This is a genomic window from Paenibacillus sp. JT31N11, assembly GCF_056269285.1.
In genome coordinates, this window is the sequence record NZ_JBWDNQ010000001.1 from 1,300,742 (window position 1) to 1,327,153 (window position 26,412).

Sequence of the window (26,412 nt, forward strand, 5' to 3'; positions counted from 1 at the left end):
TATGGGAGGGTTACACATGGTGAGAAAGTGGTTAGGCGTTACAATCGTTTCGTGTATTTTGGTCGTATTGGCTCTTAGCGGCTGCAGCTCGAGCACGGACAATAATGCGGGCAGCAGCCCCGAAGCCGCCGGAACGAATGAACCGGCAGGCAATAGCGGCGGCAATAATGCGGGCAGCGGCGAGAAGGTCACCATCACCCTGCTTAATGCCCAGGACAACGGGATCCGCGACAAGTTTCTGCCGGACGTCATTAAGAAGAAGTTTGAAGAAGCCAATCCAAACATCACTCTGGAAATTATCAGCGTACCTTATGAGCAGTTCGATTCCAAAATGAACACCATGGTTGCGGGCGGAACGCCGCCGGATGTGTGGAGCCATTGGGGGCAAAGCGGTTTCGTCGATTATAATGTCCGCGACATGGTGCTCGATCTTACTCCTTATATGTCGCAGTTCAATAATCCCAACATTTCGCAAGCCACGCTCGATATCTACAAAGTCGGCGACAAACAAATGGGCATCCCGCTTAATGTTTACTCCAGCATGATCTTCTACAACAAGGCTATATTCGAGAAAGCCGGCGTTACGGTAGAGAACTACAAGCCTGGAGATGCTGCATGGACCTGGGAGAAATTAACCGAATTGGCGAAGTCGGTGAGCAAGGATTACGGCAAGCCAAGCGCCATATACGGCTTCACCTATGGAATGGGCGAGCATTTGTTGACCTACAGCTGGGACTGGGGACTTGATGTTTTTGACAGCGGCTATGCGACCGGATTTGTAGACAAAGCCGACTTGACCGATCCCAAAATCGTAGATTCCACGAAGTTTTTCCAGGATCTTATTTTTAAAGACAAAATCATGCCGACGGGAGCCGTTCTGGACTCCATCAGCAAAATCGGCGATCCGATCCTCACAGGCAAGGTAGCGATGTCACTGGTCGGCAGCTGGGCGATGGGCGGATTCAAAGAGACAAACACGAAGTTCGGCGTGCTTCCGCTTCCGACCGGACCTGCCGGAACATCGACGCCATTCATCTATGCGGATCCGCTTATGATTTCCTCCAAATCGAAGAATCCGGATGCGGCATGGAAGCTGGTTCAATTCATGACCAGTCCCGAAATGCAGCTGGAAATGACCAAGGAAACCGGCTATCCGCCGGCTGACAGCGTGGCTTATGAAGAGTGGTTCAAGCAGTACAGCGATTTGACCGATATCCAATACCTGGAGGAAGTCAATACGGCAGCAATTGAGAAGGGCAAAGAGTCGCCGAACCATCTCATTGCCGGATACGGAGATATTACCTCCTTCATGCTGAACGAGCAGCAGCCGATTTTCAATAAGGAAGAGGATCCGGCAGGTGTGCTGGAGAAGATGAATCCTAAGTTTCAAAAACTGCTGGATGAAATCAAACAGAAGGCCGGCAAGTAAAAAGCACGGTGAATAAGAAAGGCTGGCTGCGCAGGTTAATCACCGGATTTTTAAATTAAGGCTATTGTGGAACAAAAGCCGGGAGGGCTCGACTGTCAGTCCTCCCGGTCATAAAATTAGCATAGGTAAGGAGAGTGGGCATTTTGTTGAAGCTTTCCATTGGGGCTTTTTCTTTTTTTAATACGATGCGGGCGGGGGAAATGGATATTTTCGGCTACCTCGAGTCTGTTAAATACCGGTACCGTCTGGATGCCGTCGATTTGTGGAATGGATTTTTCGCGGCGCAGGACGATAGCGGTCTGGTTATTCTGCCCGAAGAAGAGGAAATCCGCAAGATCCGGGAGGCGATCGACGAGAAAGGGTTAACCGTTGCGAATATCGCCCTTGATGGTGTGCATCTCATCGATCAGGATACGGACCTGCGCGAGCGGCTGTATCAAAACGCGCTGCTTCACCTGCGCGCTTCCGAAATCCTGGGAGCCAAAACCGTCCGGATCGATATTTGCAATAATCGGACAGAGGAAATAACCGAGCAGGAATTTGACTATATCGTGAATCGTTATCGTGAATATTGCGATCGTGCGGCGGAGCATGGATATACGGTCGGCCCGGAGAATCACATGGGCGCGGCCTTGAACCCGCATCTGCTCAAACGGATTGCCGAGGCGGTGGACCGTCCGAACTTTGGCATCCTGCTGCATTTGAAACGCTGGAAGCCCGAATTTGCCGACGGCGATGCCATAGTGGCACCATGGGTGGTGCATACGCATATCGATGCGAAAACCGTAGCTTCGGGTGATATCGAAGTCTCGATTCGGGCCTTGGAGCAGGCGGGCTACGATGGGCACTGGGCCGTTGAGTACAATGCCAAGGAAAACCAGTATGCGGAAATCGAGTGGCTGCTGTCATCGATAAGACGGAAATTTTATCAAATGGCTGAGGCCTGAGAGGAAGCGGCTATGGAACCGGTCAGAATTGGAATTATCGGCGTCGGTTTGATAGGAAAGCATCATATTCAGCAATATTCCGCCATTGAGGGCGTTGAAATTGCCGCCGTGTGCGATATCAATGAGCAGGAAGCCCGCAAAACCGCAGAACAATACCAGATTTCCAGCGTATATTCTGATTACAGGCAGATGCTGGCGCGCGACGATCTGACCGCTGTGGATGTGTGCCTGCACAATAACCTCCACGCGGAAGCGACAATCGCCGCCCTGCAGGCAGGGAAGCATGTGTACTGCGAGAAGCCCATCGCCGGAACTTACCGGGATGGCCTGGCGATGGTGGAAATGGCGCAGGAATGCGGAAAAATGCTGCATATCCAGCTGGGTACGCTGTACCGGAACGAGACGAAGGCGGCCAAAACGCTGATTGAGGCCGGCAAGCTCGGCAAGCTCTACCATGCCCGGTCTACCGGTTTCCGGCGGCGCGGGCGTCCTTTTGTTGACGGTTATGGCTCCAGGATGTTTACGCGCAAGGAGTTTGCAAACGGCGGCGCTCTCCTGGATATGGGCGTATACCATATCGCGCAGCTGTTGTATCTGCTGGGCATGCCGGAGGTTGCACGGATTTCCGGAAAGCTGTATCAGGAGATGGACATGGACCCCAAGCGCAGGGCAGAAAGCGGCTTTGACGTAGAGGAGTCAGGCATGGGATTCGTCCGTTTTGCAGGCGGGGTCTCCATGGATATTATCGAAGCCTGGTCTCTTCATCTGGACGGGTTCGAAGGCAGCAGCATATCCGGATCGCAGGGCGGCATCCGGCTGCCGGCTTATTCGGATATACATCCGAAGTCAGCCTTCAGCTATCACACGACGATCTGCGATATGGATTTCGACAGCACGCTGGACCTCAATGCTATGAGCGAGCGCCGGCACCGGTTGAATCCCGATGAGGACGCATACGATTCTTCCTCCAAGCATTGGGTCGCGGCGCTGCAGGGTAGAGTCGGGCTGCTGCCAACCGCCGAAATTGCGCTGAAGACCATGCTCATCAGCGAGGGCATATATTTGTCCAGCCGTCTGGACCGGGAAGTCGCCACAGATGAAGTGGCAGAGCTCTCGTATTTGACTGCAGAGAAGGAGATCTAGATGATAAAATTCGAATCCTTGTTTAATCCTTATCCATCCCAGCGCATGACAACCTATGGCAGCAAAGGCATGGTTGCGACTTCCCAGCCCCTCGCTGCCCAAGCGGGGCTTGACATTCTCAAGAAAGGCGGGAATGCCATCGATGCGGCAATCGCAGCGGCTGCCTGCTTGACGGTAGTGGAGCCGAATTCCAACAGCATCGGGGGCGATACATTTGCCATTGTATGGACGGAAGGGAAGCTGCACGGACTGAATTCAAGCGGGCCGTCGCCTGCCTCGATAAGTGTGGAGAAAGTGAAGGCGGAAGGGCTGGAGCGGATTCCCGCGTACGGGATGGTCCCGGTGACGGTGCCCGGCACTCCCGGATCCTGGGCCGCATTGTCCGAGCGCTTTGGCCGCCTTCCCCTGACGGAAGTGCTGCAGCCGGCCATCGACTATGCGGAGCATGGCTTCCCCGTATCGCCGACCATCGCGAAATATTGGGCGGACGGTTTCCGAAACATCAGCGGACTGAACAGTGAGCTGTATCAGCCATGGCTGGATACTTTCGCGCCGGAGGGCAGAGCCCCTGCCGCCGGGGAAATATGGCGTTCCCCGGATCATGCAAGGACGCTCCAGTCCATCGCGGAAACAAAAGCGGAATCGTTCTACAGGGGAGAGCTCGCAGACAAGATCGACCTGCACTTCCGCGAGCAAGGGGGATTCCTGCGGAAAGCGGATTTGGCGGCATTTTATCCCGAGTGGGTTGATCCCATTCATGTCGCTTACAAAGGCTATGAAGTATGGGAAATTCCGCCCAACGGACAGGGGCTGGTGGCGCTGCTTGCGCTCAATATTCTGAAGGGCTTCGACTTTGCCGCCAAGGACCTGGCCGATACCTATCACAAGCAGATCGAAGCGGTCAAACTGGCATTTGTCGACGGACTCAAATACATTACCGACCCCCGGAAAATGAATGTCTCCGTAGAGGAGCTGCTTTCGGATTCCTATGCAGATAGCAGAAGAGCACTGATCGGAGATCAGGCTGTCACCCCTCAACCGGGCGAGCCTCCGAAGGGCGGTACGGTGTACCTTGCTGCCGCTGACGGGGAGGGGAATATGGTCTCATTCATTCAGAGCCACGCAGGCGATTTTGGAGCGGGCGTTGTTATCCCCGGAACCGGGATTTGCATGCAAAACCGGGGCACCGGCTTCTCCTTGAACCCCGAACATTTGAATGTTCTGGAGCCGGGCAAGAAAACCTTTCACACGATTATTCCCGGTTTTCTTACCAAAGGCGGCGTTCCTGTCGGACCTTTCGGCGTCATGTGCGGCTCCATTCAGCCGCAGGCGCATGTGCAAATTCTGCTTAATACGATCGATTTTGGACTGAATCCCCAGGCTGCCCTGGACGCGCCGAGATGGAGATGGCTCCGGGACAAGATTATCGAGGTGGAGCCTCAATTTCCGGATTATCTGGCCCAGGCGCTGGCCCGCAAAGGGCATATTGTGCAGCGGGCGCTGGATTCCGGCATGTTCGGCCGCGGTCAGATTATCTGGAGAGATCCGGATAGCGGCGTGCTGGCAGGCGGAACGGAACCGCGGGCGGATGGCGAAGTCGCGGCCTGGTAACCGTTTTATGCAGGGCAAGGCCTATATACAACCTGGGAGATTTCAACTGTGGGTATTTTAGCGGCTTATTATTTTTTTCTGTACCTTTCCATGTCCGTATTCATGCCGTATACGAGTCTTTATTTCAGTGAAAAAGGGTTCAGCACCTCGGAGGTCGGATTTATTCTGTCCTTATGGGCGTTGGTGAGCGTCATTGCACAGCCTGTCATGGGACTGATTAATGACCGCATCGGAAGTCCAAGAAAAATAATCATGATTTCGGTCATCGCGGCGCCGGTTATCGGTCTTGGTTTTCATTACGTGAATGAATTCGGCGCCGTTATCGCTTTATCCGTACTTTTCACATGGTTCCATTCCTCGACAGGACCGCTCAGCGACTCCATTGCAGTAGAAATCGGCAGCCGTGCCGGATTCAGCTTTGGCAGCATCCGTCTGTGGGGGGCGCTCAGCTACTCGGTTGGAACAATCAGCACGGGATTCCTGTATGACAAGTACGGTTACGGCAGCATTTTTGCCTATTATCTTGGGTTCAGCCTCCTGGTCTTCGCCCTGCTGTTCGGATTCCCGAAGTCCAGGACCTCTTCTAAGCTTGAAATTACGCTGCTCCAGCAGGCGAAAGAGGTGATCGGGAACAAGCCGTTTATGGCCTATCTGGGCATCTGTCTGATTCTGGTCATGTCCATGGCCAGCAGCTCCACGTTTCTGCCCCTGTATTTTCAGGAAATGGGGTTTGACAAAGCGCTTCTTGGCAGCGCGTTTGCAGCAGCGGCCTTGATTGAAGTCCCCATGTTCTGGGCTGCCGCCAAGCTGAGCCGGAGGATCGGGAGATTCCGGCTGCTCGCGCTTGCTGCGTTTATCTTTGCGCTCCGGTGCCTGATTCTGTTCTTGTTCCACCATGTTTACCTTACGCTTGGCGTCCAGCTGCTTGATGGAATTTCCTTCGCGTTCGCTGCGGGCACCTTTGTTGAGGTCGTGGAAAGCTATGCCAGCAAAAATACGAAAGCAACGTTTCAGACGATCTTTGCGGCTGTCAGCTCGGGGATGGGCGGCGTCATCGGGATTGCCGCTGGCGGCGTTATCGTGGAGATTTGGGGAGCGCCGGCGCTGTATCTGGTTTTGTCCATCCTGAGTGCTGCGGCATCCGTTTTATTCATCGGCATGCAGCAACCCGGGGCTGCTGAATTTCAGCTGTCTGACCGCTCCAATACCTAGATGAAAGGGAGACGAACAATGGCATATATGATGGGTGTGGACGGAGGAAACAGCAAGACTTTTACGGTTATAACGGATGCTGAGGGCCGCCTGATCGCCCGCGGACTGGCCGGCTGCGGGAATCATCAGGTACCGGGGATCGACACAGCGCTCGCCAATATCATAAAATCTGCCGACATGGCGCTTGAACAGGCCGGATTGCGTTATGAGGACATTGCTTTTGTGCAGTATGGGCTGGCAGGCGCCGACCGGCAAAAGGATTTTGATATTCTTCGTCCCGGCTTGGCCAGCCTGCCTTTCTTGAAATGGGATGTGGTTTGCGATACATACGAGGGGCTGCGCGCGGGTACCAAGGACAACATCGGCATCGTTCTGGTTTGTGGAAGCGGCACCAATGCGGCAGGGAGGAATCGCGAGGGCCGCATGGTACAGACCGGCGGCTTCGGTTATCTGTTCGGCGACCGGACGGGAGGCGGGGACTTGGCCAGAGAGACCTTCAGTCACGCCGTCCGTTCCTGGGAAATGCGGGAGGAACCGTCGATTCTGCCCGATAAAGTAGCGAAGTATTTTGGTTTTGCCGACATGGGGCAGGTATTCGACCACTTCCTTGATCACGACATTGCGGAAGTCCCCCATGACATGACGCTGATTTTGCATGAAGCGGGGGATGAGGGAGACGCGCTGGCCATCAGGCTGCTGCGCCGGGCGGGAGATGAGCTGGGCCGAGGCGCGAATTCCGTGATCAGCCGGTTGGGAGGCTTCCCCGGGGAAACGATACCGGTCGTCATGGTCGGCAGTGTCGTGCAGGAAGGAAGAAATCCGCATCTGCTGGCCGCTTTAAGGGACAGGATCGCACAGCAGAACGAGCATTTTGAATTCATCATTCCGAAAATGGCGCCCGTATTCGGCTCCGTATTGTTGGCCATGGATCAGTTGGGAGTACCGGTAACGGATTCGATTATAAAACGTTTCGAAGAATATGGCAGCTATCAATAGCCCTAAGCAATCGGAACGAAAGCTCAGGACTGCCGGGTCACCCGGCAGTCCTGCTGTGTGTTAAAGATATCCAATTATTATGGATGCGCCAAAAAGGATAAACAAATGCCTGTCTCGAATACAATATGAGTTGCCGGAGAATCTGAAGGGAGCTGCAGGAATGAAGATGGGATTATTGATCGTGGATATGCAAAATGTTTATCTGAACGGCTATGTGGAGAAAGCAAAGATAAGAGGAGCGAGCGAGTATATCAATTATGTGTCCAGTATGATGCGGGATAAAGAGCAGACGGTCATCCATATTCAGGATATGGATGGTGCGGATGAGGACACGGATCCGGAGGCAAGAGATATTGTGCCGGAGATCGTCGTGGGCCCAAAGGATATACGGGTAGAAAAGCTGTACTCCAACGGGTTCTGGAAGACGGATCTGGAGCAGGTGCTTCGTGATCAAGGAGTTGGATTTATTGTTGTTGCCGGTTTTTCTGCGGAATATTGTGTGACCTTCACGACGAATGGCGCATTGGAACGCGGGTTTCAGGCCGGCATATTGCAGCGGGGAATTATAAGCGCAAACAACGAGGCTGTCAGCTCGACTTACCGGGACCGTCATGTCGTCTCCTATCCGGCGATTAAATTCATGTTGAGTGAACTGGTTTAAAAACGGATAGGCAATCAAGCTGGCAAATCTATCATTAAATCGTTTACAATAATCAAGAATGCAATCGTAGAGGAGGAGAAGTCAATGAAATACACCAAGCTGGGAAAATCCGGACTAAACGTCAGCAAGCTTTGTCTGGGTACGATGAATTTCGGCGTCGACACCGAAGAGAAGGACGCGTTCCGCATTATGGATGCAGCGCTTGATGCGGGGATTAACTTCTTCGATACAGCTAATATTTACGGTTGGGGAGAAAATGCCGGCCGTACGGAAGAGATTATCGGCCGCTGGTTCGCGCAGGGCGGGGGCAGGCGGGAGAAGGTCGTGCTTGCGACCAAATTCTACGGGGACATGAGCGACAAGAATGACGGTCCGAACAGCGGGGCAGGCCTGTCGGCTTATAAGCTGCGCCGTCATCTGGAAGGCTCGCTTCTCCGGCTGCAAACGGATCATATCGAGCTCTATCAGATGCACCACGTCGATCGCGATGTTTCCTGGGACGAGCTGTGGGAAGGCTTCCGCATCGCCCAGTACCAAGGCAAGATCGGTTATGTCGGCTCCAGCAATTTCGCTGGACGCGATCTGGTCAAGGCTCAGTACGAAGCCAAATCGAAAGGCCTGCTCGGACTTGTGTCCGAACAGCATAAATACAGCCTGCTTACGCGTCAGCCCGAATTGGAGCTGCTGCCTGCGGCACAGGAATACGGCATCGGCGTCATTGCCTGGAGTCCGCTGGATGGCGGCATCCTGAGCGGCAATGCTTTAAATCCCGTGGCAGGCTCAAGACGCGCCAGCGATCAGACCCGGGTGAACAAGCACCGGGCGCAGCTTGAAGCCTTCGCTGGACTTGCCAAAGAGCTTGGCGAGTCCGAAGCCAACATCTCACTTGCCTGGACGCTGGCTCATCCTGCCATGACGGCGCCGATCATCGGACCGCGCACGATGGAGCAGCTTGAAGGAGCGCTTCGCGTCGTCGATATCGTTCTGAGCGAAGAAACATTGAAGCGGCTGGACGAAATTTTCCCTGGTCCCGGCGGCGAAGCCCCCAAAGCTTACGCCTGGTAAGGTTATGCCAAGCCGAGCTTCGTTGTCAGAGGCACAGCACGATTAAACTTTTGAAATGGCACCCGTTCGGCATGAGCCGGGCGGGTGTTGTTTGTTCAAATATCAGAAAGGATAAAACTGGTCTATGATATTTATTGAGGAAGAAACTAACTCTGCCGCCAAAAGAACTTCAGCCGTTTCTTCTTATGCGAAGGCTTTAATAGTTTGCTTTTTCTGCAAGGGGTATCATTTGATTGACCTGGGTATAACATAACGAGTACCATATGGATAACGGAAGACAATCACAAACCATAATTCCTTCCGTGCAGAACGTATTAAGGAGCGATGCATAAGATGCCAAAAATAATCGCGCCATCCTTTAATTTTATTGGAAATCATCCGATTCTGGATTTTATAAATACGAAGATAGTCCACAATGGAAAACCATATGATCTGCTTGAATCGTTTGCGGATATCCTCGATTGGTTAAATCAAGCAGATATGCTGGGCCAAGAAGAGGTTGATCATAACGTACCGGGATGGAGTAATATGGATGAAAGACTTCATGTTGTTCATGAAGCCCGAAGATTGCGAAGCAGTCTGCTCACCCTTGTCCAGAATGGGTTGAATCAAGAAGAGGCTTATGGTGAATGTATTGAAATTGTGAACAGCTTTCTTAAAGACCGGGTAATTACGAAGAAAATAATAAAGACAGATAAAGGTTTTGGCACTTTACAGCATATAACTATGCAAAGGCTGCTTGATATTATTGCTCCTATCGCCGAAACGGCTGTAGATTTTTTATGTCATTACAATTTATCATTGGTCAAAAAGTGTGAGAATCCGGAATGTGTCCTTTACTTCTATGACAACAGCAAGAACAGTACACGCAGATGGTGCAGTCAGAAAACCTGTGGGAACAGGATGAAGGTGACAGCTTATCTTGAACGGCAACGGAATAAAGGAAGCTTGTGAACAGGGTCTTAGAAGATATCTTCTAAGGCTCTTTTTTTTCATGAGCAAACAGTAAATAATTAACCGCCAAAAATATTGTTTACAGGTTAAATAAATTATTATATAATTCTCTTAATTGAGTTTATGACGGTTAAATAACCAATCGAAAGCAACCATGCCCCGCCATATCAAATTAAGATAAGATGATCAGCTTTATTGGGTATGTTAAGAGAAACTAATCGTGTTATACAGTTATTCGTCGTAAAGGGTGATCAGAATGTCGGAAAATTTTCATGCGGGAGAGTTAATGGTTCAAGAAATGGCAGAGGAATCGGTGTTAGCTGCTCAAAACAGTAAAATGATCAGTTCGCATCTTTCAAAAGGTGCGGCTGCATTTTTAAATAAGCAAATGTTTGTTGTGGTTGCTTATGGAGATACAAACGGAAAAGTATGGATTTCGTTTTTGACGGGAGACGAGGGATTTATTGAAGCGTCTGACGAGAAAACCGTCCAAATCCATGCACCTTCCTATTTGAAAGATATCAATTTTCAATCCATCAGCCTGAATCGGCCATTGGGATTGTTGATCATGGACGCAAACAGACGAATACGTCTTCGGATTAACGGAGTAGTCGATTCCTTTGATGAAAATGGATTGAAATTAAACACCAAACAGGTCTACGGGAACTGCCCAAAATATATTCGCAAAAGAAATTTACGTGAAGACGGAGACAAGCATCGCAGCCTGGTATCGGAGCATCGCAGCCGCATATTGAGCAAAGAACACCAAGAGTGGATTGAATCCGCCGATACCTTCTACATTGGGAGCTTAAACTCGGCTTACGAGGCTGATGCTTCACATAGGGGCGGAAATCCGGGATTCGTTCAGGTGGCGAGCGAGTCGGAATTGGTGATACCTGACTACTTCGGGAACTCTATGTTCAATACGCTCGGCAATATTGTTACGAATTCAGCTACAGGGTTATTATTTATCGATTACGACAACGGCCATTCCCTGCATCTGGCCGGACAAGCTGAAGTGATATGGGATGAGAATGAAATAGCAGAATTCCCGGGAGCAAGCAGATTGGTACGTTTTCGTATCGATGAGGTGCATCAACTGAATAATGGCTCAACACTGGGGTGGATTAACGGCGAAGCTTCTCCGTATAATCCAATTTTATAAAGATTTAAGGTGGTGGTGTGTATAAGCAATCGCGGATTTAAGCAGGTTTTATTTTGTGTCAACTACTATTTAGGAGGAATTTTACATGAGTACAAATAAATATATAATCATTGTTCAAGCAGGTAAACAGGATATGGCCAGAGCGCTGCATGGCTTGTTGTACGGCATCGAACTGCATGAAGCGGGCATTGAAGCGGGGCTCTTTTTTGACGGAGCTGGAACGTATTGGCCAACTGAATTTGCCAAACCGGATCACGAGTTGAACCCTCTGTACAAACAGGCTCTCAAAACCGGTATTATTAAAGGCGGCTGCACTGCCTGCTCAGGATTTTTTGAAGTTGCAGAAGAAATGCAGCAGGCGGGTGTACCGCTGGCAGGCAGTGAGGCAAGCGGAGGCCATCTTCCATTTGCCCAATATATTAAAGAAGGTTTTATCCCGGTTATTCTCTAAAATTCAGCCATCTGGCCGGTTTTGCCCAAACAAAGCCGGCTTCTCCTCTAAACGACAGGATCCCATTCATTTTTCCAGCGGTTGATTTCCATAAAAACACCGGTAAAGGCCTTTCCTTTATCCGTCAAGGAGTATTCCACAGTCAGCGGTACAGTCAGAAAAACGCTGCGGGTGAGCATTCGGTGTTGCTCAAGATTGCGTAAGGTGTCAGTCAATCCCTTCGTGCTGATTTTCCCCAAATTTCTGCGTAATTGATTAAACCGTTGAGGCTCTCTCAGAAGCTCGGTGATAACTAAAAAAGGCCACTTGCCTGCTAGAAGCTGTAAAACCTCGGATATGGAAGCAATGCATTGGTTGTCCTCCTCAGTCGTGCTCACAGTTCTGTCATCTCACTTTCAATAATATAGTAATATTAAATTATTAAGTAAATCATAACATGCAGTGATAGGTTAATCCACCCCATAATTGCACCGTGACAGGTACCAATCAGGAACTGGGCGAATACTCTGGTTTTGACTAGAAAAGCAAATGGAGGTTTCGCTGTGATTCCCATGTACCCCTATTACGGTTATCAGACAAAATGCCAGCAGGTGCCGATCACATTTCCGCCCCAGCATCAGGACGTGCAGCCTGGCTTAGAGTATTTAATGAACCCGATTCCTATATCCGACAATCCCCATTACAAGGGAAGCTGCAAGCTGGAGGGGAAAGCAGCCATCATCACCGGGGGCGACAGCGGAATCGGCCGCGCAGTTGCCATCGGCTTCGCCAAAGAAGGAGCGGATACGGCGATCGTCTATCTGTACGAGCGCGAGGACGCCGAAGCGACCAAGCGGATGGTTGAGCATTATGGCGGCCGTTGCCTCCTTATTGAAGGAGATTTGCGCCAGCCTGGTTTTTCCGGGGATGTGGTGAAACGGACGATTGAATGCTACGGCAAACTTGACATTCTTATCTTGAACCAGGGCGTCCAGTTCCCGCAGGAGAGCATAGCTAATATTTCCAATGAACAGCTTGAGGACACATACCGGACCAATATTTTTCCGCATTTCTACATGACGAAGGCTGCGCTGCCTTATCTGAAGCCGGGAAGCGCGATTGTATCTACGGCATCCGTTACCGCGTATGCAGGCGCCCCTTTACTTGTCGATTATTCTTCTACCAAGGGTGCGATCGTATCCTTTACCCGTTCGCTGTCGCTCCAACTGGTCAGCAGGGGAATCCGGGTCAATGCCGTAGCTCCGGGACCGATCTGGACACCGCTAATCGTATCGAGCTATTCGGCTGAATATGTTAAAACCTTCGGACTTGAAACGCCGATGAAACGCGCAGGGCAGCCATTCGAGCTTGCGCCCGCCTACATTTATCTGGCATCCGACGATTCTTCCTTTGTTACGGGACAGGTGCTTCACGTCAATGGCGGCGTAATGACGGAAACTTAAGCAAAGCCTGCAAGCCTTACGAATATGTCATTTAGTCGATTGAAAAAGGTTGGACGTCCCTTGTCGAGAGACAGGAACGTCCATGCTTTTTTTTTGAAAATATAGAATTTCCCCTACATAGCTTATATTTCAGAGGTGAGGATATTCGCTGTGCCGCAAGAAGAGGGCGATAGCCGGTTCTTCCTATATTATTGTTAGATATACGTCATATTTAAGACCGTAATCTATATATCTATTATTATATGTTATTTAATATTACATAAAATCGTTGACAGTCAGATATTTTCCGATATAATAAAACTCAACAAAGCAAAACACCCAATACTGTGTTAGAAAATATAACAATCATAGGGTGTGATGAATTGGGTTGGACAGCAGGCAGTATGAAACAAAGCATTCTCAAGCTGTACAATGAGATTAACATGGGGATGTTCAACGCCGGCGTCAGCCGTCAGAAGGTTGATTTTGTCGGCAACAAAATATTGATTCTGTCTATCAATCATCGCGTACCGGTATTAAAGCTCCTGGACGGGAAGGACATCGCGTCCACCAGAAGGTTGGACATGCTGTTATCCGAGCATTTCAAGGCTGAAATCAAGAGGGAATTTGAACAGGCATTTCAATTTAATATCGTTGCGATTCTGAAGGATTACGATATTGAGACCGAATACTCCGGTACGATCGTCATCCTGGATCGAGACGTGGAAAGTTATCTGAATGATGCGTTGTAGCTCCGCAAGGAGAGCCGACAAAATCGTCAGTTCCTGGGAAAGCATAGGCACATCTGTGTCTTCCCGGAGCTGGCGGTTTTTTTATTCTATCGCGGGAGGGAATTTGGTATGGAGAATGCGGCGGGACAAATGATCGAGATCAACGGTGTGAGTAAAATTTTCCGGAAAAACGGGAAAGACATCATGGCCATGCAGGAAACGAGCCTGTCGATTGAGGAAGGGCGCTTTGTCAGCATCATCGGACCCAGCGGCTGCGGGAAATCGACGCTGTTCAACATTATTGCCGGGCTGGTTCCCCCGTCGACAGGTCAAGTACTGGCTGGCGGCACCAACATTATCGGGAAAACCGGGCATGTCGGTTATATGCTCCAGAAGGATATGCTGCTGCCATGGCGCACGATACTGGACAATATTATTCTCGGCATGGAAATTCGCGGCGTCCCCCGGAAACAGGCGGTGGAGCGGGCGCTTCCCCTGATGGAGCGGTATGGGCTGAAGGGCTTTGACAGGCATTATCCGAAGGAGCTTTCCGGAGGCATGAAGCAGAGAGCCGCACTGCTGCGGACGCTGCTGTACGACCGGGATATTATTTTGCTGGACGAGCCTTTCGGGGCGCTGGACGCTCAGACCCGGATAACGATGCAGAACTGGCTGCTGCAGCTGTGGGGCGATTTCGGCAAAACGGTGCTGTTCGTCACTCACGATATCGACGAGGCGATCTATCTTTCGGATGAAATCTACGTGTTCACCGCAAGGCCGGGCAGGATCAAGACAAAGGTGACGGTCAACATGGAGCGGCCGCGCAAGCAGGAGGATCTTACCTCGCCCGCGTTCATGGAGCTGAAAAATCATCTGATGGGTTTGCTCGCAGAAGAGCAGCAGACAGCGCAGGCGGCAGAAATGATCTCTTAAATAAACGATAGAGGGAAGGGACTGCACTTATGAAAATCGAGAGCGAGGCAACGTTTCTGAAATCGGCTGTGATTGAAAACCTGCTTCATAAGAAAGAGGCGCATCGGGCCGAGGCGCCGGTCATTCAGGATGAGGAGCTGCAGGAAAGAAGAAGCCAGCGTTTTGTCATGATGGGCCGGTTATTAATCACCCTGCTGGTGCTGGTGGTTTGGGAAGGGTTTACGCGGATTGGCTGGCTGGATTCCTACTATTGGAGCAGTCCTGTAACAATCGCCCAGACTGCCTGGATCCAGGCAACGCAAAATCATTTGCTGTCCGACATGCTGTATACTTCGGGCTCCACCATTATCGGCTTCGTCGCCGGTACAGCCATCGGCGCTGCGATCGGTTTATCGTTCTGGTGGTCGAAACAATATGCGCTGATCAGCGAGCCGTTCCTGATTATTCTGAACGCCATGCCGAAGCTGGCGCTCGCTCCCATCATCGTTATTCTGCTCGGCATCGGCTTCTTCTCCAAGGTAGCGCTGGCCTTCGCCCTGACTGTCATCGTCTCGGCGCTTTCCGCCCACAGCGGCGTCAAGAGCGTCGATCCCGATATGGAGAAGCTGATGTATTCGCTGGGTGCCAAGCGGAGGCAGGTATTCACAAAGGTTGTCGTCCCGTGGTCGATGCCATGGATTATCAGCAGCCTGCGCATCAATATCGCGCTTGCTCTGGCCGGCGCTATCGTCGGCGAGTTCATTGCTTCCAGTCAAGGGGTTGGGCGGATGATCATGTATGCCGGGACCATTCTCGATATTGATCTCGTCTGGGTCGGCGTCGTTGTGCTCTCCATCCTGTCCATGGTCATGTACTGGGGCGTCGTTGCCCTGGAGAAGTGGCTGTCCAAGGGCTTCATCAAGCAGTAGCTCCAGCCGAAACGGTTGTTTGCTCAATAGAGATGGCCTATGAGCCAAAAAAGGGAGAGATGAAATCATGCTGCGTACCCGTAAATTGTTGGCTGCCTTGATCTGCGTCTGTCTGTTCAGCCTGGCCGCCGCCTGCGGCAGCAAGACCTCGAACAACACCGGTGATACCGGCGCTGCTGCGCCTACATCCGGAACCGAAACCGTCGCGGCAGGCCCGCTCAAGAAACTCGTTATCGCGGAGCCGCTCCATTCTATCGGCTACCTGCCGCTCTATATTGCGCAGCGGGACGGGTATTTCAAGAAGAACGGTCTGGACGTAAAGGTGATCACGGCCGCCGGAGGCACGCATGTAACGGCAGTCGTCAGCGGCGACGCCTGGGGCGTTATCGGCGGACCGGAATCCAACGCCATGGCCAACAGGAAGAACGACGATCCGATCATCTCCGTCGTCAATGTCGTCAACCGGGCAAATGTATATCTGATGGCGAAAAAAGGAACCGGGCCGAAGAGCGATTCGCCTGAGGACTTGAAGGCTTTTCTCCAGGACAAGAAGCTGATTGTCGGCCGTCATGGCGGCACGCCCAATCTGCTGAGCCGGTACCTGCTCATTGAGCTCGGCCTTGATCCCGATAAGGACGCGCAGCTTCTGGAGCCGGCGGACAGCTCCGCGGTTGTTGCCATGATGCAGTCCGGAGCTGGGGAAATCGCGAACGGCGCCGAGCCGCAGGTGAGCGATGGAATGTCCAAGGGGGTGTGGGACGAGCCGTTCTACAAGTTCCATTCGCTTGGCGACTACGCCTATTCCGTCCTTAGTGTCAAGAAATCGACCATTGAGAAGGACCCGGATACGGTCCAAAAATTCGTGAATTCGATTCTGGAGGTGTTGCAGAAGGTCAAAGACGATAAGGAATATGCAGCTGCTCAAGCAAAGCTGGAATTTCCGACCATGACGGATGAGGCGCTTAAAACATCGATGGAACGCGCTTATGCGGACGAGCTTTGGAGTCCGGACGGGCAGATTTCTGAAGACGCGCTTAAAAACGACATGGATGTCATGGCCAAAACCAAGATATTTACAGATCCCTATACGTATGACAGCCTGATTGATATGCAATTCGTGAATAACGCGAAATAACTACAATAATCCATGAGGTGACGACAATGAGACTCGTAAAAGAAAACCTGGAGCCTTCAAAAACGGCTATTATCGTAGTCGATGTACAAAACGATTTCTGTCATCCCGACGGCGCCTGTGCCCGTCGCGGCAGCGATGTCAGCGGCGTGAAGGAAATGATGCCGCATCTGCACGGTCTGCTTAGCGGAGCAAGAACATACGGTGTGCCGATTATATTCATCCAGACGTTCCATGAGAAGGCGACCGACTCCGCTGCCTGGACTGGCCGCTCGGACGGCCGCTCGGGCGAAGTGTGCCGGACCGGCACCTGGGGCGCAGAGTTCTACGAAGTGGCTCCGCTGCCGGGCGAGATTATCGTCAACAAGCACCGGTACAGCGCCTTTATCAATACCCGGCTGGACTCCGTGCTCCGCACCCTGAAAATCGAGACGCTGGTCATGACCGGCGTCAGCACGAATGTATGCGTGGAATCCACCGCACGCCATGGCTACATGCTGGATTACAATATTGCGTTCGTAGCCGATGGCTGCGCCGCTTTCTCGCAAGCGGAGCATGACACAACGCTTTCGAACATCGACAGATTCTTTGGTACTGTCGTGAATTCCGGCCAATTGATCGAAACATGGGAGTCAATGGCTGCCAAGACCGTTACGACGGCAGGCTGAAGATCACAATCATAACCGGAAGGAGGCGTCTCCAGCGGCAATTATGCCGCCTGTGGGCGGCCTCCTTTCTTTTTCCCGGCACCCGCACGCTGCGCTGTTTAATACGTTACAGAAATGGGAGAATGCTGCTGTGAAAACCAAATCAACCGCTGCCATCCAGTATGTCATATGTCTTGGAGCGTTCCTGTCCAATCTGTCGGCAGGGATGTTCAATATTGCGCTGGTCGATATCGCCGGAGACTTTCACCGCTCCATTCCATCGACCCAATGGGTGGTGACGATCTATCTGCTGACCATATCCGTTTGTCTGCCGCTGATGGGCGCGATTGGAGACCTGCGGGGCAAGCGGGATATTCACAATCTGGGATATTTTATATTTATGATTGGAGGCTTATTCTGCGCATTGTCGCCCAACTTGCCTGCGCTGATCGGCTTCCGCATCCTTCAGGGCATCGGGGCGTCCATGTATCAGGCGAATAATATGGCACTCGTCGTCTCGCTGTTCCCTCCGGAGAAGAGGGGAAGAGCGCTTGGAACAGTCAGCACCTTCGTGGCCGCCGGCGCTCTGATCGGCCCGAGCCTGGGGGGCATCATTATTCAGTTGTCCTCCTGGCGGTTCAACTTCTGGCTGCTCGCTGCCGTTGCACTCGGCGCCTGGCTGCTCGCGCAGCGGCTAATACCGAAGGACAAGACAGTCGGCAAGGCCATGCCCGATTTGCCCGGGGCCGGGTTATTCGCCGTTTCCCTCACTGGGCTTGTTACAGGTCTGAACCTCGGAACGACCCTGGGATGGAATTCGGGGGTCGTCTGGCTGCTGCTTGCGTCCTTCTCCGTATTCGCCTATCTGTTCGCCAAGTGGAGCTTATCCGCCAGATGGGCGCGAATTGGCCGTGCGCCTTTCATCCGGCTCGCCATGTTCAATCATCCCGCAATCGTCTTCGGGATCCTGCTGACAATCGTCACGTATGCCGCAGCATTTGCCACCCAAATCGTACTTCCTGTATTTCTGCGCAGCGTGATGGGGATGGAGCCGGCCGCTGCCGGTCTGGTGGTTATGGCATATCCGGCTTCGCTGATCATATCCGCGCCGCTGAGCGGCGGCAGCTCCGATAAATACGGTTCTACGCCGATCATGCTCATAGGGCTGGGCTGTATGGTCGCCGCCATGACTGCGCTGAGCTTCCTTTCAGTGGACACCAGCCTGGGTTACGTCATCACGTTCGTTGTGCTGCTCGGCTGCGCGATGGGTATGATCACGTCGCCGAACAACAGCATCGTGATGAGCCGCACGCCGAAACAGAATCTGGGCATGATGAGCAGCATGATCGCGCTGAACCGCAATCTTGGCATGATGACAGGCGCGGCCATCGGCGGCATGATTATGATTGCCGCGCCTGGCAGTCAGAGCGCTGGAGCAGGAGGCAGTGCCGGTCAGCTTGTGCGCAGCTTCCGGGAAGGGTATCTGTCGATGGCGGCGATTGTGCTCGCAGCCCTGCTGGTTTTTGTATGGATCGTGCGCGTCGGCGCAAGACGGGATCGTGCCGGATCGCACGCCGGTGTGGAACAGAAATCGATGGTCTAGTGCTGCCTCGGGGATATATGGGGAGCATTGGGAGGGATCAACGCTTGAGTCTATTCGGGTCGGCCATAGTTTAAAGAACATAGCCGCGCAAAGCTGCGGCTTTTTATTTTGCGTATTCCATTGAACGAAATAATCATGCAAGCGTATCAAGGATGGAATTGGAAGAAATAATAAACGAAATACCGCTTGACTTGGAGTGCACTCCAAACGATAAGATATCCCTTGCAGCGAATCAATCCTAACCATAGCGTCCAACATACTGGAAGGAGAGCAGGACGGTGGAGTATGGATTTTCGATTGCATGGGAAAACGAACATGCACTCGCATTTGGCAGACGACGGATTTTACCTTAAGTCCGGTAGAGGCTGGGAAGGCTGAATAGCTGGATAATATTCGGAACATCATATCTCAAGACACGAGAGGAGACTGGTTATGCATACGGATAACTTATATAAAATCACCCCGCAAGCGCCGATTCCATCGGGCTTCGGGCATCAAACAACGGCGCGTGAGGCGCTTGGCGGACGCGACCTGAGCGGCAAGACTGCAATCGTAACCGGCGGCTATTCAGGCATTGGCCTTGAAACAACCCGCGCTCTGGCAGAAGCGGGAGCGACAGTTATTGTACCCGCAAGGACGCCGGAAAAAGCCCGCGCTTCAGTAGCCGGGATGCCAAGGGTGGAGCTGGAATCGCTTGATCTTATAAATCCGGCTTCGATTGATGCCTTCGCCCGGCGGTTTCTCGATTCCGGCAGGGCGCTGGATATTCTCGTCAACAGCGCCGGGATCATGGCTGTTCCTCTTACGCGTGATGCGCGTGGATACGAATCCCAATTGGCCACCAATCATCTGGGCCACTTCCAGCTGACTGCCCGGCTCTGGCCCGCCTTGAAAAAGTCGGCAAACGCACGGGTTGTCTCGGTCAGCTCGGGGGCGATACGCTATTCGGGCATAGATTTCGGGGATCCGAACTTCGAACGCAAAGAGTACGACAAATGGATAGCATACGGCCAGTCCAAATCAGCCAACGCGCTGTTTGCCGTCGAGCTGGACAAGCGTGGATATTCGTCCGGCGTGCGCGCCTTCTCGCTCCATCCCGGCGTGATTATAACCGATCTATCACGTCATCTGTCGGATGACGAGATGCGCGCCATGGGCGCGCTCGACGAACAGGGCCGCCGCGTCGCTTCCGATCCTTCTCGGTACAAGTCCCCTGAGCAGGGTGCGGCAACAAGCGTTTGGTGCGCAGCAAGCACACAGCTGGACGGAATGGGCGGCGTTTACTGCGAGGATGCCGACATCTCCGTGGTTGTTCCCGATGACGCTCCGATTGGTCCGGGTGTCGTGCAATGGGCGATCGATCCCGAATTTGCGGAACGGCTGTGGCTGCTTAGCGAGGAACTGACCGGCGTGAAGTTCACGATTTGAACGGATGAGACGCGCTGATCCGGGCGGTTGATCTTTTTCAAGCATTAATGCTCCTATGCATACACTTCGAGGGCTGCTCAGATTCCTGCTTCCAGGAATTGAGCGGCCTTTTCACATTTCTTGCAAATCGCCTTCAGATAATTGTCTTCTTGACACTTGAATCATCCTCACTCTATAATGGTCACTATATTAAAAGTAAATATTACGTTTAAGAATAATCAAATCGGAATTCGATTATTCATTTCATATTAATCAGCACGCGATGATTAGCATGAAGATGGATTCAGAACATAAGGAGGGTCGGAAAGGTACGGGCGACAATGGGAAAATGGAGTTGGATTATGAGACCTATACATAATTGGGAGGATTACCATGAGGAAATCAATTAAGCTTTCTTTCACGATCATTGCGGTTTTGATACTGGCCCTGACTGCAGCAGCCTGCGGGCAGGAGGACGAAGCTGACCCTCTAATTTGGCGAACACAACCAACACAACCTTCTTTTCTGCTGCCGAAATAATTGACACGTCCCCAGCCTGGTAGTCCTGTTACTAGTATAAGCATACTGTGGCTGCCTCCATACGGATCGATTAGAATGAATCTATATTCAATCAACATCAATCCAGGGAAATGAGGAAACCCTATATGCAAACAAGGAAACTGGGACGCGAAGGGCTGGAAGTGTCGGCCCTGGGCCTTGGCACCATGATGATGCCAAACGATGAGGAGTCTGTGCGCACGATCCAGGGAGCGCTGGAGCTCGGCGTAACGATGTTCGATACTGCAGATATTTATGGAGAATTCCTGCAGCAGCGCTTCGGAATCAATGAGAAGCTGGTTGGACGGGCGCTCAAGGGCCGGCGGGAGGAAGCTGTGATCGCGACCAAATTCGGGATTACGCACAGTCAAGGCCCGAAGGGTTATCCACGGTATTATTTCCTCAATCGCCAAAGGATATTATGTCCATAAATACCCGTTGACTGAGCGGGAGATTCGGCAAACCCTGGAAGTATCCTGGAAAGCGATCCTTGTTTAGCAAGGTGACATAAACAACCAGTCAGATCTGACAGGTTAATTTTATGGCCTCTCGGGATTGATTCATGTACCTTTCGGAGCAAGGGTTCTTTACAAAGAAGGATAAGTATGATAAAAATATAGATACTATTTTATTAGCCAGCTAATTAAAATAATTTGAGGAGCTATACTAATGATTGATGAAGAAATCCGGGAGCGTCTCTTTAAAATATCCGCTCAAATGCGCCGTAACTTTTCCGAGCTGCTGAACAGTGTAGATCTTTATGTTGGACAGGATCAGTTATTATGCCAGCTTTGGAAAGCGGACGGAGTGACTCATGTCCAGTTAAGTGAAAGTCTTAACTGTGAACCTCCTACTGTAACCAATATGATCAATAAGCTTGAGAAGAAAGGGATTTTATTGAGGAAGCGCGATGATGCAGACGGAAGAGTGAGCAGAGTGTACGTTACCCCAAAGGGGCGGGAGTTACTTGAGCCCGTCGAGAAAATCTGGAGACAGCAGACAGACAAGCTGCTGGAAGGATTTTCTCCGGAAGAACGAATTATGCTAAAAAATATGATGAAGCGAATGGAAAAGAATCTTTCCTGAGCTTTTTTTTATTCCAATAGTTAGCCTGCTAATAATTTATGGAGGCAAGCTAATAATAATATGTATAAGGAGCTGATTTATTATGAGTAACAATAAAGTTCGTGTTGGTATTATTGGAGGATCCATAAATAATGGATGGGCTAAGGGGACACATATTCCTTCGATACAACAACTTCCAGAGCTTGAACTTGCTGCTGTAAGCACAAGCAGGATGGAAAGTGCTGAGGAGAGTGCCCGTGAATTCAATGCCGCTTATGCTTTTGCCAACGCAAACGATTTGTCGCAGCATTCCGATGTCGATATGGTGGTGGTCAGTGTGAAGGTCGGGGAACATTACGATGCCGTAAAAGCAGCTTCGTCTGCCGGGAAACATGTGTATAGTGAATGGCCGTTGGGTGCCAGCACCGCCGAAGCGATTAAGATGCAGAAGTTAGCGGAGACGAGTCATATTCATAACACGATTGGTCTGCAAGCAAGACAAGCACCCGAAATCAATTATCTCAAAGATCTTATTGCGGAGGGATATGTCGGAAAGGTACTGTCGGTAAATTTGCGAGCTTACACAGAAGTCATGGGGGGATTCGGTTTCAACTCCAGCAGGTATGTCTTTGACAAAACGGCAGGCGGGAATCTATTAGCCATATATGGCGGACACTCCCTTGATGCGCTCACCTATATACTGGGTGATTTCACAGAATTATCGGCCGCCCTGGAGAATCAGTACAAACAAGCCGAAGTAATCGGCACCGGTGAAATCGTGGAAAAAACATCGGATGATCAAATATTGATTCATGGCAAATTGAACAGCGGGGCCATGGCCAGCGTCCATATTCAAGGCGGGGTGAAACAACCGGGACTTTATTTGGAAGTTTATGGCGGCAAAGGCATGCTTGTTCTTCAAAACGCCAAGGGCAGTATTCAAATGGGACCTTACAAACTGTCCGGTGCGCATCAGACCGAAGAAGAACCAAAAGCTTCGCTGAATGAATTGACTGTCCCTGATTCCTATCGCTGGGTACCTGACGCAATCAACAATCAGGGGGGACCCGTCATAAATGTGGCACAAGCGCTCAGAAAGTTTGCCAAAGATATTCAGGAAGGAACCTTCCGTATGCCGACCTTTGCGGATGCTGTTAAAGTCCACCAGCTCCTGGATACGGTCGAAAAAGCAGCTGAATCCGGCGAACGCCAGTATTTATAAAAATTGATTTCTTATATTTGCGATGTCATTTTTCTCAAACAATCTGTATAGCTGTTCGGCCATAAATTGAGGGGGATGCGGCATTTTATGCTGTATCCACCACTCCACGATACCAACAAAAGCCGAAGCCATAAATTGGGCATTCAGTTCTTTGTCTATATCAGATGGATGGTCTTGCGTTTCAAGTTTAGCTTGAACGCTGGCTGATATAAAATGCAGCAGACGATCCCGGAATACGAAGGTTCTTCGATTCGCGAACAGGGCGGAGAAAAACTGAAAGTTCTCCTCGAAATAAACGAACACCGGCTTCAGATCGCTGAGCAGCACGGTTTCCTCCCGTTTTATATCGTGAAGGCTGCAAAAAGCGATCAGTTTGCTCAAATGGTCTTCAATGCATTTATTCAGCAGATCGTATTTGTCTTCGTAGTGCAGATAGACGGTTCCCCGGTTTACATTGGCCATTTCCGCGATCTCGTTGATGGTGATTTGTTCAAGTTCTTTTTCAGAAAAAAGATCTAAAAATGCCTTGTTGATGGCTTCCTTGGTCCTTACGATTCGTCTGTCTAGTTTGGTCGCGCTCTCCATGCTTCGCCAGCCCCCTCCGATAATAAACGCATTCATCCTTGTTGTTGAATATGGAACGAACGCATTCTTATTAGCGATTGAATTCCCTTCACTTCTCTATATAATAATCAACAAGCGCCAAATAATCAACACACGTTGTAAATAGGGCCGGAGCTGGCCGTTTTGTGATGCCAACTCACGCCGTGGAGCTTGGGGAATGTCCCTGAACACAAACAATGCCCTTCCTGCCTGTGGGGAGGCGAAAGGGCTGAAAAGTCTGCTTTCTCGGTATAAGGAGCTTTATTAACCTTTTGGTATTGCAGGAGTTTAGCTTATCCTATCTGCAGCTTCAACTAATGATTAACCTAATTAAATATTAATTTAATTAAATAAATGACAACCATATGCAATGAGTATTGAAACCCAATCGTGACGGGCAATTAGCGAGCTTCACAAATTGATTAATGGCATTAAAAAAATGCTGTTAAGAATAAATCTTACCTTTGATACAAAGGATAGTCGACAGTTGTTGGCAGTTCAATGGCGAACATCCGCACATTGTTATCCCGATCGGCCCGGAGCCCGATGCTCTTGTTATCACCCGCTGCTTCAATCACACTGAAATCCTTATGATGGAACAAAACGGGTTCATTCTCCGGGTTGATATTCTCCCATGTTCCGTCGCCTCTGACTGCCAGCGCCGCCCAGGAATATCCCGCGGGAATTACATGCTGGTAGGCCTGGCCCTGTGCGACTGTAATGTCCCACATCTTAACATCAGTGACCAGCTGAATCGGCGCTCCTTCACCGATCAACGTCTTCCGGCTGACGCCCTGTGCCGGCGCCGTCACCGGGAAATCTTCATTCCGGTAATCCCGATAGGTGGGTGTCCGTTTCATTGCTTCGCTCAGATAGGGTTCCAACCAGATCTGGAAACTTTCCGCATCGGGTCCCTGAACCTCCTCTTGGTGGGATACACCAGAACCGGTCTGCATAACCTGCACTCCGCCAGGACCGATTGTGCTCTTCGTTCCAAGCGTATCTCCATGCGTCAACTGACCGTTGATGACATAGGACATAATTTCGAATCCTCGATGCGGGTGCAGGCCGATCCCGCCTTTCTCTTTGGTATGGGCCCAGGACCAGTAGAATAGAGGACCGACGCGCTGCACGACAGAATTTTCCTGGGGAAAGCCGATCGGCTTCTGCACGCGTATATTGGTCCCGTCGAACCAGGAGCTGTCCTGCTGTTCCGGCGGATAAATTTTAATCGTCATCATGAATCATTCCTTTCGCTGAGAGATTATGCGCCGAGTCCAGTCTGCCTCAACAAATCGGCTCGCTCTCGGGGGCGCTCGTTATATGGTGATCATTTACCCTAATGTTAGGATAAAAATATCCTAACATTAGGGTAAATGAATGTCAAGACCAATGATCTCGTGGATCTGTCCATTTGATGGCCGCTTGATCCCGGGTCAGATGGTTGAAGCTGCAGGAGGATCCCACCTATAAAAGAAATAAAAACCCCTTTCCGTCAAAAATGAGCGGAAGGGGGTCTTTGATGTTTATAATAACGCCGGTTCGATGGGATTCTGCAGTTCCGCCCGGCGAGTTTTGATTGCAAGCATCCTAGGGATTTCCTTTCTTACTTGTCAAATAACTTCTCCAATGCTTCCCGCTGAGGCGGACGGATGCTTATAGCGGGCCGGATGCTCTTGGCCTGCTGCTCTGCATTATCAATAGAATCGGCTAATCCCAGCTTAATTAATGTTCCGATCGCGACTGCACCCGTCCGGCCTTTACCTCCGCCGCAGTGGAAGCCGACCTTCTTCCCGCTGTTGTAAGCATCAAGGACGTGATTAATAGCTTGGTCAATCAGCTCGGACTGCGGGGTGTCGGAATGATCCCCGATCGGAACCTGGATTCTAGTAATATTCTTATACGGATAGTCGTCTTCAGCGGCTTCGGCGCGCAAATCAATAATGACCTCGCAATGCGCTTCCGAAATCATTTCTTCCGCATCTGCCGCTCCGCCGAAAAAGATTTGGTCCCCTACAAGGGCTTGATAATTTCCGGACATAGGTAACACTCCTCAAAATATTGGATTTTCATATCACAACGTGATCGCTGACTTGGTTTGATTATTCGCCATTCAGGACAAATTTCTCGATTCGAGACTTTATGGCATCACGGACCGCACGGAACTGGTTCATGATTTCTTCTTCTGTACCGGTCGCTTTCGCAGGATCGTCGAAACCCCAGTGCCATTTCATAACATTAGGGTTGGAGATCACGGGACAATGCTCATCAGCATGTCCGCATAAGGTAATGACATAGGCAGCGCGGTTTAACGTTTCGGGATCAATGGTTTTCGACTTGTTAGCCGATATGTCGACACCAGTCTCGGCCATGACAGTTACGGCGCGGGGATTCAAGCCATGTGCTTCCAAGCCTGCGCTTTTCACTTCATAAAGATGACCGCCGATAGCATTCAAAAATCCATCCGCCATCTGACTTCGGCATGAATTGCCTGTACAAAGGAAATAGACGAGTTTCTTATCCATGAATAAAATCCCCTTTAGCTATA

At 50.9% G+C, this 26,412-nt stretch carries 28 protein-coding genes and 1 pseudogene; 24 read left to right on the forward strand and 5 right to left on the reverse strand.

Annotated elements, in window-relative coordinates; genetic code table 11:
- Positions 1 to 16: 16 nt before the first annotated feature.
- The 11 genes from AC0YNV_RS05675 to AC0YNV_RS05725 all read left to right on the forward strand — a co-directional run bounded on the left by AC0YNV_RS05675 (position 17) and on the right by AC0YNV_RS05725 (position 11,634).
- Positions 17 to 1,429 carry an ABC transporter substrate-binding protein gene (locus AC0YNV_RS05675; RefSeq protein WP_475766546.1) on the forward strand — a complete coding sequence of 471 codons (1,413 nt, stop codon included), beginning with the start codon at positions 17 to 19 and terminating at the stop codon, positions 1,427 to 1,429.
- Between the two features lie 143 nt (positions 1,430 to 1,572).
- Complete coding sequence (locus tag AC0YNV_RS05680; RefSeq protein ID WP_475766548.1) at positions 1,573 to 2,376, forward strand: sugar phosphate isomerase/epimerase family protein; 804 nt, start codon at positions 1,573 to 1,575, stop codon at positions 2,374 to 2,376.
- 12 nt (positions 2,377 to 2,388) lie between these two features.
- Entirely contained in the window at positions 2,389 to 3,519 is a 1,131-nt protein-coding gene (locus AC0YNV_RS05685; protein ID WP_475766550.1) for a Gfo/Idh/MocA family oxidoreductase, read from the forward strand.
- A complete protein-coding gene (locus AC0YNV_RS05690; RefSeq protein ID WP_475766552.1) occupies positions 3,520 to 5,130 on the forward strand; it encodes a gamma-glutamyltransferase family protein in 1,611 nt (536 codons plus the stop codon).
- Between the two features lie 48 nt (positions 5,131 to 5,178).
- Positions 5,179 to 6,342 (forward strand): MFS transporter, encoded by a 1,164-nt coding sequence (locus AC0YNV_RS05695; RefSeq protein WP_475766554.1) that lies wholly within the window; start codon positions 5,179 to 5,181, stop codon positions 6,340 to 6,342.
- Between the two features lie 18 nt (positions 6,343 to 6,360).
- Positions 6,361 to 7,338, forward strand: coding sequence for an N-acetylglucosamine kinase (locus AC0YNV_RS05700; RefSeq protein ID WP_475766556.1), 978 nt, complete (start codon positions 6,361 to 6,363; stop codon positions 7,336 to 7,338).
- Positions 7,339 to 7,498: 160 nt separating this feature from the next.
- Positions 7,499 to 7,999 carry an isochorismatase family protein gene (locus tag AC0YNV_RS05705; protein WP_475766558.1) on the forward strand — a complete coding sequence of 167 codons (501 nt, stop codon included), beginning with the start codon at positions 7,499 to 7,501 and terminating at the stop codon, positions 7,997 to 7,999.
- Positions 8,000 to 8,083: 84 nt separating this feature from the next.
- The gene (locus tag AC0YNV_RS05710; RefSeq protein WP_475766560.1) at positions 8,084 to 9,064 is read left to right on the forward strand and encodes an aldo/keto reductase; all 981 of its coding nucleotides are present in this window, start codon (positions 8,084 to 8,086) and stop codon (positions 9,062 to 9,064) included.
- A gap of 333 nt (positions 9,065 to 9,397) precedes the next feature.
- Positions 9,398 to 10,018 (forward strand): CGNR zinc finger domain-containing protein, encoded by a 621-nt coding sequence (locus tag AC0YNV_RS05715; protein WP_475766562.1) that lies wholly within the window; start codon positions 9,398 to 9,400, stop codon positions 10,016 to 10,018.
- A 256-nt stretch (positions 10,019 to 10,274) separates the two neighbouring features.
- Complete coding sequence (locus AC0YNV_RS05720) at positions 10,275 to 11,183, forward strand: pyridoxamine 5'-phosphate oxidase family protein (RefSeq protein WP_475766564.1); 909 nt, start codon at positions 10,275 to 10,277, stop codon at positions 11,181 to 11,183.
- Positions 11,184 to 11,268: 85 nt separating this feature from the next.
- Positions 11,269 to 11,634, forward strand: coding sequence for a hypothetical protein (locus tag AC0YNV_RS05725; protein WP_475766566.1), 366 nt, complete (start codon positions 11,269 to 11,271; stop codon positions 11,632 to 11,634).
- 47 nt (positions 11,635 to 11,681) lie between these two features.
- Here AC0YNV_RS05725 and AC0YNV_RS05730 read toward each other — a convergent pair whose 3' ends face one another.
- Positions 11,682 to 12,011, reverse strand: a complete 330-nt coding sequence (locus tag AC0YNV_RS05730; protein WP_210045356.1) for a winged helix-turn-helix transcriptional regulator — start codon at positions 12,009 to 12,011, stop codon at positions 11,682 to 11,684.
- A 165-nt stretch (positions 12,012 to 12,176) separates the two neighbouring features.
- Between AC0YNV_RS05730 and AC0YNV_RS05735 the strand changes: the two genes are divergently transcribed.
- From AC0YNV_RS05735 to AC0YNV_RS05790, 12 genes are all read left to right on the forward strand, one after another.
- Complete coding sequence (locus AC0YNV_RS05735; RefSeq protein WP_475766568.1) at positions 12,177 to 13,076, forward strand: SDR family oxidoreductase; 900 nt, start codon at positions 12,177 to 12,179, stop codon at positions 13,074 to 13,076.
- 383 nt (positions 13,077 to 13,459) lie between these two features.
- The gene (locus AC0YNV_RS05740; protein WP_210045354.1) at positions 13,460 to 13,807 is read left to right on the forward strand and encodes a Na-translocating system protein MpsC family protein; all 348 of its coding nucleotides are present in this window, start codon (positions 13,460 to 13,462) and stop codon (positions 13,805 to 13,807) included.
- A 108-nt stretch (positions 13,808 to 13,915) separates the two neighbouring features.
- Complete coding sequence (locus tag AC0YNV_RS05745) at positions 13,916 to 14,719, forward strand: ABC transporter ATP-binding protein (RefSeq protein ID WP_475766570.1); 804 nt, start codon at positions 13,916 to 13,918, stop codon at positions 14,717 to 14,719.
- A gap of 29 nt (positions 14,720 to 14,748) precedes the next feature.
- Positions 14,749 to 15,627 carry an ABC transporter permease gene (locus AC0YNV_RS05750; protein ID WP_210045353.1) on the forward strand — a complete coding sequence of 293 codons (879 nt, stop codon included), beginning with the start codon at positions 14,749 to 14,751 and terminating at the stop codon, positions 15,625 to 15,627.
- A gap of 67 nt (positions 15,628 to 15,694) precedes the next feature.
- Entirely contained in the window at positions 15,695 to 16,762 is a 1,068-nt protein-coding gene (locus AC0YNV_RS05755; protein WP_475766573.1) for an ABC transporter substrate-binding protein, read from the forward strand.
- Between the two features lie 26 nt (positions 16,763 to 16,788).
- Entirely contained in the window at positions 16,789 to 17,427 is a 639-nt protein-coding gene (locus AC0YNV_RS05760) for a cysteine hydrolase family protein (protein ID WP_210045351.1), read from the forward strand.
- A 130-nt stretch (positions 17,428 to 17,557) separates the two neighbouring features.
- A complete protein-coding gene (locus AC0YNV_RS05765; RefSeq protein ID WP_475766575.1) occupies positions 17,558 to 19,009 on the forward strand; it encodes an MFS transporter in 1,452 nt (483 codons plus the stop codon).
- Positions 19,010 to 19,441: 432 nt separating this feature from the next.
- Positions 19,442 to 20,437 (forward strand): oxidoreductase, encoded by a 996-nt coding sequence (locus AC0YNV_RS05770; RefSeq protein ID WP_475766577.1) that lies wholly within the window; start codon positions 19,442 to 19,444, stop codon positions 20,435 to 20,437.
- Positions 20,438 to 20,809: 372 nt separating this feature from the next.
- Positions 20,810 to 20,956 (forward strand): hypothetical protein, encoded by a 147-nt coding sequence (locus AC0YNV_RS05775; RefSeq protein WP_475766579.1) that lies wholly within the window; start codon positions 20,810 to 20,812, stop codon positions 20,954 to 20,956.
- Positions 20,957 to 21,081: 125 nt separating this feature from the next.
- Complete coding sequence (locus AC0YNV_RS05780) at positions 21,082 to 21,405, forward strand: aldo/keto reductase (RefSeq protein ID WP_475766581.1); 324 nt, start codon at positions 21,082 to 21,084, stop codon at positions 21,403 to 21,405.
- 238 nt (positions 21,406 to 21,643) lie between these two features.
- Positions 21,644 to 22,060, forward strand: coding sequence for a MarR family winged helix-turn-helix transcriptional regulator (locus tag AC0YNV_RS05785; RefSeq protein WP_475766583.1), 417 nt, complete (start codon positions 21,644 to 21,646; stop codon positions 22,058 to 22,060).
- An 82-nt stretch (positions 22,061 to 22,142) separates the two neighbouring features.
- Positions 22,143 to 23,261, forward strand: a complete 1,119-nt coding sequence (locus AC0YNV_RS05790) for a Gfo/Idh/MocA family protein (RefSeq protein WP_475766585.1) — start codon at positions 22,143 to 22,145, stop codon at positions 23,259 to 23,261.
- Here the strand turns inward: AC0YNV_RS05790 and AC0YNV_RS05795 are convergent.
- Positions 23,256 to 23,846 (reverse strand): TetR/AcrR family transcriptional regulator, encoded by a 591-nt coding sequence (locus AC0YNV_RS05795; RefSeq protein WP_475766587.1) that lies wholly within the window; start codon positions 23,844 to 23,846, stop codon positions 23,256 to 23,258. The two genes, AC0YNV_RS05790 and AC0YNV_RS05795, sit on opposite strands and share 6 nt — an antisense overlap.
- 169 nt (positions 23,847 to 24,015) lie before the next feature.
- Between AC0YNV_RS05795 and AC0YNV_RS05800 the strand changes: the two are divergent.
- Positions 24,016 to 24,132: pseudogene (locus AC0YNV_RS05800) on the forward strand (group II intron maturase-specific domain-containing protein); the annotation flags it as partial.
- A gap of 190 nt (positions 24,133 to 24,322) precedes the next feature.
- Here the strand turns inward: AC0YNV_RS05800 and AC0YNV_RS05805 are convergent.
- From AC0YNV_RS05805 to arsC, 3 genes are all read right to left on the reverse strand, one after another.
- The gene (locus AC0YNV_RS05805) at positions 24,323 to 25,105 is read right to left on the reverse strand and encodes a pirin family protein (RefSeq protein WP_475766589.1); all 783 of its coding nucleotides are present in this window, start codon (positions 25,103 to 25,105) and stop codon (positions 24,323 to 24,325) included.
- A 365-nt stretch (positions 25,106 to 25,470) separates the two neighbouring features.
- The gene (locus AC0YNV_RS05810) at positions 25,471 to 25,905 is read right to left on the reverse strand and encodes a protein-tyrosine phosphatase family protein (RefSeq protein WP_475766591.1); all 435 of its coding nucleotides are present in this window, start codon (positions 25,903 to 25,905) and stop codon (positions 25,471 to 25,473) included.
- Between the two features lie 61 nt (positions 25,906 to 25,966).
- Complete coding sequence (gene arsC, locus AC0YNV_RS05815; RefSeq protein ID WP_210045336.1) at positions 25,967 to 26,389, reverse strand: arsenate reductase (thioredoxin); 423 nt, start codon at positions 26,387 to 26,389, stop codon at positions 25,967 to 25,969.
- Between the last annotated feature and the right edge of the window lie 23 nt (positions 26,390 to 26,412).

Excerpts from the sequence above, each read along its gene's own strand:
- AC0YNV_RS05675 (WP_475766546.1), top strand. The coding sequence starts at position 17 with ATGGTGAGAAAGTGGTTAGGCGTTACAATCGTTTCGTGTATTTTGGTC.
- AC0YNV_RS05685 (WP_475766550.1), top strand. The coding sequence starts at position 2,389 with ATGGAACCGGTCAGAATTGGAATTATCGGCGTCGGTTTGATAGGAAAG.
- AC0YNV_RS05690 (WP_475766552.1), top strand. The coding sequence starts at position 3,520 with ATGATAAAATTCGAATCCTTGTTTAATCCTTATCCATCCCAGCGCATG.
- AC0YNV_RS05700 (WP_475766556.1), top strand. The coding sequence starts at position 6,361 with ATGGCATATATGATGGGTGTGGACGGAGGAAACAGCAAGACTTTTACG.
- AC0YNV_RS05705 (WP_475766558.1), top strand. The coding sequence starts at position 7,499 with ATGAAGATGGGATTATTGATCGTGGATATGCAAAATGTTTATCTGAAC.
- AC0YNV_RS05710 (WP_475766560.1), top strand. The coding sequence starts at position 8,084 with ATGAAATACACCAAGCTGGGAAAATCCGGACTAAACGTCAGCAAGCTT.
- AC0YNV_RS05715 (WP_475766562.1), top strand. The coding sequence starts at position 9,398 with ATGCCAAAAATAATCGCGCCATCCTTTAATTTTATTGGAAATCATCCG.
- AC0YNV_RS05720 (WP_475766564.1), top strand. The coding sequence starts at position 10,275 with ATGTCGGAAAATTTTCATGCGGGAGAGTTAATGGTTCAAGAAATGGCA.
- AC0YNV_RS05725 (WP_475766566.1), top strand. The coding sequence starts at position 11,269 with ATGAGTACAAATAAATATATAATCATTGTTCAAGCAGGTAAACAGGAT.
- AC0YNV_RS05740 (WP_210045354.1), top strand. The coding sequence starts at position 13,460 with ATGAAACAAAGCATTCTCAAGCTGTACAATGAGATTAACATGGGGATG.
- AC0YNV_RS05745 (WP_475766570.1), top strand. The coding sequence starts at position 13,916 with ATGGAGAATGCGGCGGGACAAATGATCGAGATCAACGGTGTGAGTAAA.
- AC0YNV_RS05750 (WP_210045353.1), top strand. The coding sequence starts at position 14,749 with ATGAAAATCGAGAGCGAGGCAACGTTTCTGAAATCGGCTGTGATTGAA.
- AC0YNV_RS05755 (WP_475766573.1), top strand. The coding sequence starts at position 15,695 with ATGCTGCGTACCCGTAAATTGTTGGCTGCCTTGATCTGCGTCTGTCTG.
- AC0YNV_RS05760 (WP_210045351.1), top strand. The coding sequence starts at position 16,789 with ATGAGACTCGTAAAAGAAAACCTGGAGCCTTCAAAAACGGCTATTATC.
- AC0YNV_RS05770 (WP_475766577.1), top strand. The coding sequence starts at position 19,442 with ATGCATACGGATAACTTATATAAAATCACCCCGCAAGCGCCGATTCCA.
- AC0YNV_RS05775 (WP_475766579.1), top strand. The coding sequence starts at position 20,810 with ATGAGGAAATCAATTAAGCTTTCTTTCACGATCATTGCGGTTTTGATA.
- AC0YNV_RS05780 (WP_475766581.1), top strand. The coding sequence starts at position 21,082 with ATGCAAACAAGGAAACTGGGACGCGAAGGGCTGGAAGTGTCGGCCCTG.
- AC0YNV_RS05785 (WP_475766583.1), top strand. The coding sequence starts at position 21,644 with ATGATTGATGAAGAAATCCGGGAGCGTCTCTTTAAAATATCCGCTCAA.
- AC0YNV_RS05790 (WP_475766585.1), top strand. The coding sequence starts at position 22,143 with ATGAGTAACAATAAAGTTCGTGTTGGTATTATTGGAGGATCCATAAAT.
- AC0YNV_RS05795 (WP_475766587.1), bottom strand. The coding sequence starts at position 23,846 with ATGGAGAGCGCGACCAAACTAGACAGACGAATCGTAAGGACCAAGGAA.
- AC0YNV_RS05805 (WP_475766589.1), bottom strand. The coding sequence starts at position 25,105 with ATGATGACGATTAAAATTTATCCGCCGGAACAGCAGGACAGCTCCTGG.
- AC0YNV_RS05810 (WP_475766591.1), bottom strand. The coding sequence starts at position 25,905 with ATGTCCGGAAATTATCAAGCCCTTGTAGGGGACCAAATCTTTTTCGGC.
- arsC (WP_210045336.1), bottom strand. The coding sequence starts at position 26,389 with ATGGATAAGAAACTCGTCTATTTCCTTTGTACAGGCAATTCATGCCGA.